The organism is Sphingopyxis macrogoltabida, assembly GCF_001314325.1.
In the GTDB taxonomy this organism is placed as follows: Bacteria; Pseudomonadota; Alphaproteobacteria; order Sphingomonadales; family Sphingomonadaceae; genus Sphingopyxis; species Sphingopyxis macrogoltabida.
The window spans coordinates 1,713,217-1,726,241 of record NZ_CP009429.1 but is presented as its reverse complement, the minus strand read 5'-3'; the positions used below and the strand labels follow the sequence as shown (position 1 = coordinate 1,726,241).

11 protein-coding genes are annotated in these 13,025 nt (G+C 65.7%); 5 read left to right on the top strand and 6 right to left on the bottom strand.

Annotated elements, in window-relative coordinates; all coding sequences use genetic code 11:
• Positions 1-7: 7 nt before the first annotated feature.
• Together LH19_RS08565 and LH19_RS08560 are read right to left on the bottom strand one after the other, a co-directional pair.
• Complete coding sequence (locus LH19_RS08565) at positions 8-1,393, bottom strand: DEAD/DEAH box helicase (RefSeq protein WP_054727078.1); 1,386 nt, start codon at positions 1,391-1,393, stop codon at positions 8-10.
• Positions 1,394-1,533: 140 nt separating this feature from the next.
• The gene (locus LH19_RS08560) at positions 1,534-2,061 is read right to left on the bottom strand and encodes a hypothetical protein (protein ID WP_054727075.1); all 528 of its coding nucleotides are present in this window, start codon (positions 2,059-2,061) and stop codon (positions 1,534-1,536) included.
• Positions 2,062-2,249: 188 nt separating this feature from the next.
• Here LH19_RS08560 and LH19_RS08555 point away from each other — a divergent pair, with 188 nt between their 5' ends.
• The 3 genes from LH19_RS08555 to LH19_RS08545 all read left to right on the top strand — a co-directional run bounded on the left by LH19_RS08555 (position 2,250) and on the right by LH19_RS08545 (position 5,153).
• Positions 2,250-3,674, top strand: coding sequence for an FAD-binding oxidoreductase (locus LH19_RS08555; RefSeq protein ID WP_054727073.1), 1,425 nt, complete (start codon positions 2,250-2,252; stop codon positions 3,672-3,674).
• Positions 3,675-3,798: 124 nt separating this feature from the next.
• Entirely contained in the window at positions 3,799-4,578 is a 780-nt protein-coding gene (locus LH19_RS08550; protein WP_054587805.1) for a SapC family protein, read from the top strand.
• An 11-nt stretch (positions 4,579-4,589) separates the two neighbouring features.
• On the top strand, positions 4,590-5,153 hold the full coding sequence (locus LH19_RS08545; protein ID WP_054727071.1) for a cytochrome b: 564 nt from the start codon (positions 4,590-4,592) through the stop codon (positions 5,151-5,153).
• Between the two features lie 20 nt (positions 5,154-5,173).
• Here LH19_RS08545 and LH19_RS08540 read toward each other — a convergent pair whose 3' ends face one another.
• Positions 5,174-5,383 (bottom strand): DUF1674 domain-containing protein, encoded by a 210-nt coding sequence (locus tag LH19_RS08540; protein ID WP_054727069.1) that lies wholly within the window; start codon positions 5,381-5,383, stop codon positions 5,174-5,176.
• A 43-nt stretch (positions 5,384-5,426) separates the two neighbouring features.
• Between LH19_RS08540 and LH19_RS08535 the strand changes: the two genes are divergently transcribed.
• A complete protein-coding gene (locus tag LH19_RS08535; RefSeq protein ID WP_054727066.1) occupies positions 5,427-6,725 on the top strand; it encodes an RsmB/NOP family class I SAM-dependent RNA methyltransferase in 1,299 nt (432 codons plus the stop codon).
• Here LH19_RS08535 and LH19_RS08530 read toward each other — a convergent pair.
• From LH19_RS08530 to LH19_RS08520, 3 genes are read right to left on the bottom strand one after another with little or no spacing between them, the layout of a single operon-like run.
• A complete protein-coding gene (locus LH19_RS08530; protein WP_054727064.1) occupies positions 6,717-8,501 on the bottom strand; it encodes a TRAFs-binding domain-containing protein in 1,785 nt (594 codons plus the stop codon). The two genes, LH19_RS08535 and LH19_RS08530, sit on opposite strands and share 9 nt — an antisense overlap.
• Complete coding sequence (locus LH19_RS08525; RefSeq protein ID WP_054727062.1) at positions 8,498-9,682, bottom strand: TIR domain-containing protein; 1,185 nt, start codon at positions 9,680-9,682, stop codon at positions 8,498-8,500. The genes LH19_RS08530 and LH19_RS08525 overlap by 4 nt, the downstream gene beginning before the upstream one ends.
• A 54-nt stretch (positions 9,683-9,736) precedes the next feature.
• Complete coding sequence (locus LH19_RS08520; RefSeq protein ID WP_201258445.1) at positions 9,737-11,461, bottom strand: DUF885 domain-containing protein; 1,725 nt, start codon at positions 11,459-11,461, stop codon at positions 9,737-9,739.
• Positions 11,462-11,589: 128 nt separating this feature from the next.
• Between LH19_RS08520 and LH19_RS08515 the strand changes: the two genes are divergently transcribed.
• The gene (locus LH19_RS08515; protein WP_082395518.1) at positions 11,590-12,894 is read left to right on the top strand and encodes an MFS transporter; all 1,305 of its coding nucleotides are present in this window, start codon (positions 11,590-11,592) and stop codon (positions 12,892-12,894) included.
• The last annotated feature ends 131 nt before the right edge of the window (positions 12,895-13,025 follow it).

Sequence of the window (13,025 nt, the reverse complement as noted above, 5' to 3'; positions counted from 1 at the left end):
GTCGGCATCACTCGGTGCCGAAGCCGACCGAAAGGAAACTCGGCATCGGGCCGTTCCAGCCGTCGTCGGGACCGTCCCGATCGTCGTGACGGTCGGATGCAGGCGGCTTGCGCTTGTCGCCGGACTTCTTCGGCTTCGACGGCGCTTCCTCGGTTGCCTTTACCGGACGCGGTTCGTCTTTCGTCGATTTCGATCCGCCGCGGCTGCGCCCGGACCGGGCCTCTCGCCGCGGTTCGCGATCCTCGACGCCGGCCGCCTTGGCATCCGATGCTGTCGGTGACGCCTGACTGTGGACCGGAATCTGGTAGCCGGTGAGCTTCTGGATATTGTCGACCGCTTCGTCGTCCGACGGCGTGACCAGCGTAAACGCCCGCCCCTTCGCACCCGCACGACCGGTGCGGCCGATGCGGTGGACATAGTCGTCGGGGTGCCAGGGGGCATCGAAATTGAAGACGTGGCTGACGCCCTTCACATCGAGCCCGCGTGCCGCGACATCGGAGGCGACGAGGATATTGATCGTGCCGGCCTTGAAACGGTCGAGCTCGGCGATCCGGCTCGACTGATCCATGTCGCCATGAATCTCGCCGGCCTTATATCCGTAGCGCTGCAACGACTTGGCCAGTTCGCGGACCGTCGTCTTGCGATTGCAGAAGATGATCGCGGTACCGATGTCTTCGGCCTCGATCAGCCCGCGCAGCGTGTCGCGCTTGCTGCGTTCCGACGTCTTGACAAGGAACTGTTCGATATTTTCGTTGCGGCTCGCCGGGCGGGCAACCTCGATCGTCTTCGGGTTCGACAGGAATTTGTCGGCCAGTTTCTTGATCGGCGGCGGCATCGTCGCCGAGAACAGCAGCGTCTGCCGATTCGCGGGCAGCTTGGTGCAGATATTTTCGATGTCCGGAATGAAGCCCATGTCGAGCATGCGGTCGGCCTCGTCGATGACGAGCAGGTTGCATCCGGTGAGCAGGATCTTGCCGCGTTCGAACAGGTCCATCAGGCGGCCCGGCGTCGCGATCAGCACGTCGACGCCTTTTTCGAGCGCCTTGATCTGGTCGCCCATCTGGACGCCACCGATCAGCAAGGCCATCGAGAGCTTGTGATACTTGCCGTATTTTTCAAAGTTTTCCGCAACTTGTGCGGCGAGTTCGCGCGTCGGTTCGAGGATGAGCGAGCGCGGCATCAGCGCGCGGGCACGGCCGTGGGCGAGAATGTCGATCATCGGCAGCACGAAGGACGCCGTCTTGCCGGTACCCGTCTGGGCGATGCCGATCATGTCGCGCATCATCAGGACCGAAGGGATGGCGCCCGCCTGAATCGGCGTCGGTTCGTCATAGCCCGCCTCGGTGACGGCGCGCAAAAGTTCGTCGGAAAGGCCGATGTCGGCAAATTTCATAGGGTCATCATGTCCGGAAAAGGTGACAGCGCAGCGTCCCACGCCAGCCAACGCTGCGCCGCCCCTAAGGGAAAGGGCGATGAAAAGTCAAGGAAAGCCGAGCCTATGGACACGATTAATCGTCGCGTCCGTCACGGCCATCAATCCTCGTCGCGCGGAACCGGAACCATCAGGCGGAACTTGTCGACCTCGCACTTCGCCCCGGTACGGGCGTGGATCTGGTCGCGACCCTCGCAGAGCCTGCCGTCCTTGCTGCCCTGCATGTAGAAGCCGGCGTAGAAATCGAGCGCCCGGCAGCCGCGGTTGAGCTGAGCGCGAAGCCGCTGTTTCTGCCGCGTTATCAGATCGATACTGTCGCGCTGGACCGCCTGCATGCCAAGGATGTTGCGCATGGCGACGCATTTCGGCGCCTTCTTTTCCTTCCACACCAGCGGCAGTTCACGGGACCGCAGCGCCGTCGTCGGCCCCGCGGCGAAATTGTTGAGCGAGGAACGTTGCGCCGGAACGCGGATGATCAACTGCTGTTCGATCACGACCTGCCAGTAGGGAGCCGTCGGCGGTTCGAGTGCCGGCGCCGCGAGCGACACCAGCGGTTCGGGCGGCGCGGCAGGCATTTCGGCGTCGGCGGGCGCCGCCGCGAGCATCAGCAGGGTCGCGGACGTCAGCACGATTCGGTTGCCGTCCTTTCGGCGCCCTGACAGAAGATGTTGCTCACCATGGCTCCCGCATCGATGCTCGCTGGACGAAAACAGCCTATTCGTCCAACGCCCCCTTTAACAGGCATGATTGAACATCAAATGAATTGCTGTCGACCCCTGCCTCTCCAGCCGTCGCGAAATTTCGGGAGCAAAGCATCATGACCAGCGCGCCATCGCCTGAGGCCCTCGATGCGCTTGCCGGCCTGCTCGGGCCCAAGGGTTTCACCACCGATTCCGACGCGATGGCACCGTGGTTGACCGACTGGCGCGGTAAATATCATGGTGCCGCCGCTGCGATGCTGTCTCCCGCGACGACCGATGAGGTGGCTTCCGTTGTTCGCCTATGTGCCGAGAACGACGTTGCGTTGGTGCCGCAAGGCGGAAACAGCGGCATGGTCGGAGGTGCGACGCCCGACGCTTCGGGAAACACGGTCCTGCTTTCGACCCGCCGGATGAATGCCATTCGTGCGATCGATCGCAATGCGCAGACTGTCGTCGCCGAAGCCGGCGTGATCCTCGAACATCTGCACGAAGCGGTCCTGCAGGAGGGATTGCGCTTTCCCCTGACCCTTGGCGGCAAGGGATCGGCGACGATCGGCGGGCTGGTTTCGACCAATGCCGGCGGCACGCAAGTCCTTCGCCACGGTACGATGCGGGCGCTGGTCGCGGGGGTCGAGGCCGTGCTGCCCGACGGCAGCATTTTCGATGGCCTCGCGCCGTTGAAGAAGGACAATCGTGGCTATGACCTTCGCCACCTGCTCTGCGGCGCCGAGGGGACGTTGGGCATCGTAACGGCGGCGTGCCTTCGCCTCGTGCCCGCCGCGGCGGCGCGCCGGACGGCGTGGATCGGGCTCGAATCGCCCGCCATCGCGCTGCAATTGCTCCGCCGCCTCGACGCTGCGATCGGCCGCGACCTCGAAGGCTTCGAAATCATTCCGCAAAGCTGCCTCGACGCCGTCCTCCGCCATATTCCCCAAACGCGCGCCCCTCTCGCGAAGGCCTGTCGCTGGCACGCCTTGGTCGAGCTCGCCGGCGAGAGTGGAGATGCGCTCGACGCGGCGTTGCAGGCCGAACTCGCCGCGGCGCTCGAAGCCGGGCTGATCGGGGACGTCGTGATCGCCAAAAATGATCGCGAAAGCGAGGATTTCTGGCGCCTGCGCGATTCCATTTCGGAAGCCGAGCGCGCTGAAGGGCCGGCGCTCCAGCACGATATCAGCGTCCCCGTCGACCTGATGCCGGCCTTCATCGCCGAAAACCCGCTGCGCCTCGCCGCGGCCTTCCCCGGCGCCCGCGCGCTGTCCTTTGGGCACCTCGGCGACGGCAATGTCCATCACCATGTCCAACCACCCGCGGACGCCGACGGCCGAGCCTGGCTTGCCGCGCACGGTGAAGCGGTGAGCCGGCTCGTCTATTCGCATGTGATCGAACTCGGCGGTTCGATCTCGGCGGAGCACGGGATCGGCCAGATGAAGCGCGACATCCTCGCCGAACTCGACAGTCCGGCGCGCATCGCGGCGCTGCGCGGCATAAAGGCCGGCCTCGACCCTGCCGGTCTGTTCAATCCGGGGAAGCTTATCGGCTGACCATCCGTCGTTCGGCGGCCACGCTCCGGATCATCGCCCCCTTGCGCCGCGTCGCGCGTGCCAATATGGCGCGCCATTGCCCTTTCGACCCCGTGCCAACGGGGTCCCATCTCGGAGTTCGATCATGGCCACTGCGCCCGCACCTGCCAACCTGCCGCTTTTCTACAAGGACCTCGTCCCGCTTTCGAGCGTCGATCACGCCGACTTCCACGCACGCCCGCTCGATAAGGCCGACTTTCTGATCGACCAGCACGCCGTGCCGCTGACCTCGGACGAGTTCATCGCCGCGAGCCGCTTTTACCCGATCGTCTTTTCGGCCGGTGAAAACCCGGTTCCGCTGGCACTGATGGGGCTCAACGAAGGCATGAACACCTTTGTCGATGCCGATGGCAAACTGATCAACCCGGTCTATGTGCCGGCCTATATCCGCCGTTATCCCTTCCTGCTCGCCCGCCTGCGCCCCGACAGCGACGAACTGTCGCTGTGCTTCGACCCCACCTCGGGCGCGGTCGGCAAGTTCGACGAAGGCGATGCACTGTTCGCCGACGGCAAGCCGACTGAGCCGGTCAACGCCGTGCTCGAATTCTGCAAGAATTTCGAGGAATCGGGCCAGCGCACCGGTGCCTTCGTCGACGAGCTCAAGAAGGCCGACCTGCTGATGGACGGCGAAGTCAGCATCCAGCCCGAAGGCAGCGACAAGCCCTATGTCTATCGCGGTTTCCAGATGGTCGACGAAAACAAGCTGCGCGAACTGCGCGGCGACGTCTTGCGCAAGATGATGCAGAACGGCATGCTTGGCCTGATTTTCGCGCACCTCTTTTCGCTGCAATTGATGCGCGAGATTTTTGCGGAGCAGGTGAAGAGCGGCAAGATGCCGCTGGTCACGGAGGCTCCCGCCGCCTGAGGAGATTGCTTATGGCCACCAACGCCGACGCTGGGCCTGCGGGAACGACCGCCGACCCGCGCTATACGAAGGTGGCCATATGGCTTCACTGGGTGATCGGGCTGGCGGTCATCGCCAATATCGGTCTCGCGATGCTGACCGAGGACATGCCGCGCGAGACACATCGCGCGGCAATGGCGACCCACAAGGCGCTGGGGATCGCGGTGCTGTTCCTGACCATCGTCCTGATCCTGTGGCGGCTGGGGCATAAACCCCCGCCCTATCCGGCGGCGATGCCGGCCTGGCAGCGGCCGCTCAGCAAGATCGTCCACCTGCTCTTCTACCTGCTGCTGATCCTGCTACCGCTTTCGGGATGGGTGTGGATGTCGGCCGCCGACCGGCCTGTCGATTTCTTCGGTTTGTTCACGGTGCCGTCGATCGCTGCGCCAAGCAAGGCTTTGGCCGACACCTTGCACGACCGGCACGAGGTACTGGGGCTGACAATGCTGGCGCTGGTTACGCTGCATATCCTGGCGGCGCTGAAGCACCAGTTTTTCGACCGCAACGGATTAATAGGACGGATGAATCCCTTTTGACGATTTTTCCAACCGAAGCGTCAGAAATCGATCGCGAGACCCTTGAGCTCCCAGTCGCCATAGCGCACCGGATTGCGTCCGCCCGGCTGCCCGGCGTCGGGCTCGGCACGCAGCGGTTCGGGCGCCGGGACCGGGGCGTTCGTCCAGCCGGCGGGCGGTTTCACATGTGCCGGGCGTTTCGCCGCGCGCGGGGTGCCGCCTATGGTTCCGGTTTCGCTCTGCTTGCTCATAACTGGACCAATATAGGCCAGCGTATCTTGATCGCCAACCGTCATGGCTGACCGGCGACCTCCCCGCCGGCGGCGCGGGTCCGAGGGGGACCCGCCGGGTACGGCACCGCGCCGCGCGGCCCTGCGCCTGATCGATGCCGTGCTGCGGCGCGGCGATCCGCTCGATATCGCGGCCCACGCGGCGACGCAGGGCCTCGCGCCCGCCGACCGTGCCTTTGGGATCGCGATCGTGTCCGAAACGCTGCGCTGGATGGTCGACATCGACGCGCTGATCGACAGCGCCACGGCACAGCCGCTGCCCGACGACGTCAAATCGCGCGCCGTGCTGCGGATCGCGCTGGCGCAGCTCCTGGTGCTGAAGAGCCCGGGACATGCGGTCGTGTCGACCGCGCTGCCGCTCGTCGATGGTGGACCGCGGCGGCTGGTGCATGCGATCCTGTCGCGCGCGCAGCAGGAAGAATGGGCGCTGCCCGAACGTGCCACTCTGCCCCCGGCGACCGCCGAGCGCTGGTCGGCGGCGTGGGGCGACGCGATGGTGACGGCGGCGGAAGCGGCGTGGAGCGCGGCGCCGCCGCTCGATCTCAGCTTCGCCGCCGAGCCCGATGCGGCGGCGTGGCCCGACGCCACCAGCCTCGTCGCGCACCATTTGCGCTTGCCGCGCGGGCAGGCGGTGACCGATCTGCCCGGTTTCGAGGCAGGCGGCTGGTGGGTGCAGGATATTGCCGCCAGCATCCCCGCGCGGCTGCTCGGCGCGGGCGACGGGCGGTCGGTACTCGACCTTTGCGCCGCGCCCGGCGGCAAGACGATGCAGCTCGCCGCGGCGGGCTGGTCGGTACTTGCGGTCGACGCCAGTGCCAAAAGGCTGACGCGGCTCGAGGAAAATCTCGACCGCACCGGGCTGGAGGCTGCGGTCGTGCAGGGCGATATCCGGAAATGGGAGCCAGGCGAGGCGGCCGATGCGGTGCTGCTCGACGCGCCCTGCTCCGCGACGGGTATCTTCCGCCGCCACCCCGACGTGCTTCACCGCATCGAAGCACGCGAGATCGCCGACATGGCGGCACTTCAGGGCGAACTGCTCGCACGCGCGGCGAAGTGGGTCAAGCCGGGCGGCACGCTTGTCTATGCAACCTGCTCGCTCGAACGCGCGGAAGGCGAGGACCAGATTATGGCTTTTCTCGCCGGGCATCCCGACTGGTCGGTCGTTCCGGCAGGTGGCGACGAACTCCCCGCGGGGATCGCGCCCGACGCGAACGGCTTCGTTCGTACGCTCCCCGGCATGCTCGCGGCCGCCGGCGGTCTCGACGGCTTTTTCATTGCCCGGTTGCGGGCACCGTCAGGCTGAGCGGCGCGACAGGCGATAGAGCGCCAACTCGCCATAATCCTTAGCGAGACGAACCTTGCCGACATAGTCGCAGTTGAAATCGCGCGCATTGCCGAGCGCGAGCATCGCCGCGAGCGGTTGGGTGCAATAAATCTCGCCGACCAGCGTCACCGGCTCGATCCGCGCGGTGCGCGTTACTTCGGTGCCGTACCACAGCTCGTTGCCGACCACCGGATCGACGCCGCGATAGATCGGTCCGAAGTGAATGCCGGTGCGCATCCCGGCGCGATGCCCTTCGAGGCCGAGGCCCGGCGGCAGGGTACCAAGCCGTTCCTGCATCGCCAGCGCGATCCGCGCGGCGGTCGCCGGGTCGTCGATGATCGCATAAACGGCATCCCCCCAAGTGTTGCGGAACAACACGGCGTCGCCGAAATCGTCGAGGATGCGGCCGATGTTGCCCATCACCTCCTGCGCGAAAACGGGGAGTTCGGCCTCGCCGAGCTTTGAAAAGCCGGCGAAATCGGCGAACAGGATCGCATAGAGGCCGCGCCGCGTACCCTCGGGCGGCTTCGGCGCGGGAGGAAATTCCAGTCTGCGGTCGAGATCGCCGACGGCAATCGTCCCGGTAACGCCGCCATTGTCGCGCCACAGGGCGATATCAGCGTTGGTGCCCGCGATGACGGCATCGGGCCGCGCCGCCACCGCCGGATCGACCACGGCGAACTGGATCGCCGCGGTTTCGAGTTCGCGGGCGCGGAGCTTGGCAAGTCCCATTGCGGTGTGCGAGCCGAGGATGAACTGGCAATCGTCGCTGACATAGCGCGCGTTGCTGGCGAAATGGACCATCGCCGCGCCGTCGCGGCAGCGGACATAGCGGGCGAGCCATTCGTCGCCGCCCGACGCCACCGACTGGGCGATGAAATCATCCTCGGCGAAAGGCAGCACCACGGTCAGGTCGATACCGCGCGCCAGCGCCTCCTCGGCGAACAATATGTCGGCCCCGCAGGCGAGCGGGCCGATCAGCGCCGACACGGGGCGGGTGTCGAGCGCCCGGGCGATCGCGGTGCGCGCATTCGCCTCCCCCGCCCCGCCGGCCCGGAACATGCGGCCGCAATAGACGCCGACCGGCATGGGGCGCAGCACGGCCATGATTGCGGCGGCATGATCGCCATCGATCGCGCCGCTCTTGGCGAGCCGGTCAATCTGGCGGCAGGTCGAAGCGCGGTCGCCGGCGCGGGTGCCGGCCTGTTCATCCGCACTGCGAGCGTGGATCAACGCCTCCTCCCCGCGTCCCAGCAACAGCAACGCCTCGACAAAGGTCGCCTGATCCCAATAATTGCCAGCCGGGCCATTGGCGGCGATCGGTTCGGCGAGCGACGCGGCCCGCTCGCGTTCGCCAAGCATCGCGTACAGGCTCGCGGCATTGATCGCCGGAAAATCTGCGCCCGACATGCGAAAGGCGTGATCGTAAGCGGCGGCGGCCTTTTGCAGATAGGCCGTGCGTTCGGCACCGCGGTGGTCGAACGCTGCATCCTTCCAGATGCGCCCTGCGAGCGAAAGACTATCGACGTCGCCGCTCATGGCGAGGTCGAGCTGTTCATAGAGGTGCATCGCGCCGAGGCTGTCGCCCGACGCGGCCAGCGCGCGCACCATCAGATAACGGAGACGCGGGCTGTCGGTTCCGGCGCGGCGGGCGGCGGCGGCGCAGTCGAACGCGCTCAACGCATCGCCCTGCCCCAGCCGGTGCGCGACCTCCGCCTCGACGGCGGCGCTCGCCGTCGCCCCGCTATCGGTCATTGCGCGGCGGCTTCGGCCGACTTCAGCAGGCTGACGTTCGCCTTTTCGATCGCCGACAACTGCACATTGTCGCTCGTCGGACGATACCAGTCGAACTGGCTGAAATGCCGCGCCAGCCGCGGGTCCCTGAACCGGAAACCATGGCGGGCGAAAATCTCGTTCCGCGCGATCCGCAGTTCGAGCAGCCCGAAATTGGCGATATCGGCGGGGGTCAGCAGCCGTTCGGACGAATCGGGAATCACCACCCCGCTGCCGCCCACCCCGGTCGGCATCGGACCGGCGGGCGCGGCTGTCGCACCCTGTGCCGCGCCGCCCTCGACCAGCCGGATATATTTGCGGAACATATAACCCGTCGTGCCGTCGGCTTTGCGGACGCGCCACCATTGGCCCGGTTGTTTGTAGGTCAGGAATTTCTCGCCTTCGAGCATCTTGCCGACGATCGCCGACTGGGTGTTCTGTGCCGCGCGAATGTTGGTGAAGCCGTCGGGGTCGTCGATGACCGCGGCCAGGGTGAAGGCTTCCCCCGGCGCGGTGGCCGGCGCGGGCGCATCGTCGGATGCGGCGACCTCGGGCTTTTCCTCCTCGACCGGCGCGGCCGCCTGCGATGCGGCAGGTTCGACGGCCGCAGGCTGCGTCAGTTTCCAGGCGAGCAGCGCAATGGCGACGACGGCCAGCCCGAGCAGCGCCCACGGCAGGAAAGAGGATTTTCCCGCAGGCGACGGAACATCATCCCGCGGCGGGGCGACCGGGGCCACCGGGCGCGGGGCCGGCGTCGGTGCGGCCCCCGCCTCCCTGCCGCATAAATCCTCGAGGCTCATCAGCACCTTGCGCCAGCCGCTGTGATCGGCCTCGCCGCGCCAGTCGCTGAGGTCGGCAAACTGGATCTGGTTGAAGGGCAGCGGCGGCATCACGTCGTCGATCGCCGTCTGCACCAGCTTCTTCTGGTTGCGTGCGACATCGGCCTCGGCGCGCACCCATTCGGACTGCGCCGACGCCTGCGACCAGACGACGATCGCCGCTTTTGCGCTGCCGATCTTTTCGGTAATCACATCGCCGTACGAGCGGTGCGGCGGCAGTTCGGCATCCCACCAGACGTCATAGCCTGCCGCCGAAACCGCCGCCGCGATATCGGCGACGCGCGCCTTGTTGTCGCGCGAATAGGAAATGAACACATCGACCATCGGCTAGCCCCCCTTTGCCGGGAAGCTAGCCGCGGGTCATTCGATTCGCCAGCCTCAGAAGACCGCCTTCGGCGCCCCTTCCTTCATCATTGCGGCGCGCACCATCGGGATCGGCGGCCCGCCGTACGACAGGAACTGGTCGTGGAATGCCTTCCACTTGGTCTTGTCGCCCTTCGTCCAATCCTCGCGGAGCTTGCGGATCATCAGCTTGCCCATCGTGTAATTGAGGTACAGCGGATCATAGGTGCCGCGCGCCGCCTGCTGGCGGGCGTTGCCTTCGTCCTGATAGCATTGTTCCTTGAACAGCTTTTCGGAGTCGGCGACGGTCATGCCCTTGGTGTGAAGCCCGATGGCCGACAGATAGCGGCAATCGCGCAGCAATGCGTTCGACAGCTGGCCGATATGCGTCTCGGGATCGCCGTCGCCGAGCCCGGCGTCCCACATCATTTCCTCGGTATAATGCGCCCATCCCTCGGCGAAGGCATAGCCGACGAACAGCTTGCCAAAGATGCTCTCGGCGCGGTTCGAATGGAGGAAGTTGAGGAAGTGGCCGGGCCATACCTCGTGGACCGAGGTGAACATCAGATCCTTGCGGCCCGGCACGAAGTCGTTCTGCGTCTGCTTGTCCCACGTGGGGTCGGGCGGCGAGATGTAATAGACCGACGGCAGGCCTTTCTCATACGGCCCGGGAATGTCGATATAGGCGCTGTTCTGCCGGTTGTACGGCGGCGATTCCTCGACCTGTGCCTGTTCGGTGCCGGGGATTGTCACCAGATCCTTCTCGACGAGGAAAGCGCGGAGCGCCGGGAGCTGGCGGCGTGCTTCCGCGACGGGACCGTCGGCGGGCTTGTCCGAGTTCATTTTCTTCATGCAGTCGGCGATCGTCATCCCCGCCGCATAGGCCGCGCAGGCGGCCTTCAGCGCATCCTGATTGCGCTTGAGATCCGCCTGGCCGATACGCTCGAGTTCGTCGAGCGGCGTGTCGACACCTTCGTTGGTCAGGATCATCTTCGCGAACTTGTCGGCGCCGAGTGCATAGCCGTCGGCCGTGCCGGGCTGCGAACCGACATAGGTCGCAAGATCCTTCATCGCCGCCGCCGCCTTGGCCGCCGCGTCGTCGAATTGCTTCTGCAACTCGGCATCCTTGACCTCGGCAAAGGCCTTCTTGGCGTCGCCCGTATAATAATCGGCGAACCCGCCGAAGCCCGCGGTGCCATATTTGACGAAGGTCGCGGGCAGCGGCAGCTTCAGGTTCGCCTTGATCTGTTCGGCGGCCGCCGGAACCTTCTGCGCATAGGCGATGAAGGCCTTCATCCGCGTCGTCGCGTCGGCATAGGGCCGCGCGATATAGACGTTGGGATCGAGCGCGCCGACGTAGAAGGCCGGATTCTTCTGCGCGAAATCGGTATCGCGGAGGAAGAAGAGCTGCCCCTGCGCGACATGGACCAGATAATCGCGTTCGAACTTTTCGGCATCGGTCATCTTGCCATCGAACGCCTTTGCGTCGGCAATCGTCTTTTCAAGGAAAGCAGCCTGCTTTTCGATGCCCTCGGGCGACCAGTCGGGAAGCTGGCCGTCGAATTCATGTTTGCCCTGATAGACCGCGAAATTCGGGTTGAGCGGGAAATAGCCGGCGAGGAAATTGTCGCGGAACGCGGTCCAGTTTTCCGCGCTCCCCTGCGCCGATGCGGATTTGTTGTCCGACGCATTGCAGGCGGTAAGGACCAGCAGCGCCGCAGCCATAGCGGCACCGCCGAGGCGGGCAAATTTCTTCTTCATCCGGTTAACTCCCTGAACCTTGATGGTCGCAGTCTGCCACCCGCTGTCATTGATGGCATCCGATAATCGACGAACGGCAGGCGCAAGCCGTCTGGACAGGCCCGAAAAGCGGTTTAGGGCGGAACGCGATGGCAACGCTCCCACCCGAACCCGCTGACGAACCGGTGATGCCGGGCGCCGACCCCAAAGCCCCTTCCCCGCTCAGCTTCCCCGACTATCGCTATTACTGGTTCGCACGCTTCACCGCGGTGATGGCGACGATCGCGATGGTCGTGGTCATCGGCTACCAGCTCTACGACACCGCCCGCACCGATTACGGCATGTCGATCAAGGAGGCGTCGTTCCAGCTCGGCCTGCTCGGGCTGTTCCAGTTCCTGCCGCTCGCCATCCTGACCCCGGTCGCCGGCTGGGCGGCCGACCGGTTCGAGCGCCGCACCGTGGCGATTTTCTCCAACCTTATCGATATTCTCATCGCCGCGACGCTCGGCTGGTTCACCTGGAGCGATGGTTTGTCGCTGCCATTGCTGTTCGGTCTCGCGGCGCTGCACGGCGTCGCACGCGTTTTCTCGGGGCCGGCGATGAGCGCGATCGCGCCCAATATCGTGCCGCCAGCCGTGCTGCCCCGCGCCATCGCGATGAGCAGCATCGCCTGGCAGTCGGCGTCGGTGATCGGCCCTGCCGCCGGCGGCCTCATCTATGCGGCGCATCCGACGTCGGTCTATATTTTCGCGGTCGTGCTGCTTGCCGTCTCGGCTTTCACGCTCAGCCGCGTCCGGCCCGTACTGCCGCCACCCGCCGAGGTGCGCCGTCATCCGCTGCGCGAGATGGTCGACGGGCTCCGCTTCGTGTGGACCGAGCGCTTCCTGCTCGGCACGATCACGCTCGATCTGTTCGCGGTGATCCTGTCGGGCGCGACTGCGATGTTGCCCGTTTACGCGCGCGATATCTTGCACACCGGGTCCGAAGGACTCGGCCTGCTCCGTGCCGCACCGGCGGTCGGCGCGGCCGTCGTCGCGCTGGGGCTTGCCTGGCGCCCGATCGAGCGCAACGTCGGGGTCAAGATGCTGTGGGCAGTCGCCGTCTTCGGTGCGGTCACCGTCGCTTTCGGCCTGTCGACCAGCTTTTTTCTGTCGCTCGGTCTGCTCGTCGTCATGGGTGCGGCGGACATGTTTTCGGTCTTCGTGCGCGGCACGCTGATCCAGCTCAACACCCCCGACCATATGCGCGGGCGCGTCAGTGCCGCGTCAGGTCTCGCCATATCGGCCTCGAACGAACTGGGCGAGATGCGCGCGGGTGCGATGGCGGCCGCGCTGGGGCCGGTCAGCGCCGTCGCGCTTGGCGGCGCGGCGGCGGTCGGCGTGACCGCATTGTGGGCGTGGCTGTTCCCCGAACTGCGGCGCGCGCGCACCTTCGAGCCGCAGTTCAAGCAATAGGATCGCAGGCCGCCAAACCGTCTGCCGCAATTGTCCGTCATTCCGTCCAAAGGCTATTGTCAATTTAATTGGTTGAGTTATTCAGGTACCACCCGTCACCGCGGCTCCCTCTCACTCCCCCATGGATGGAG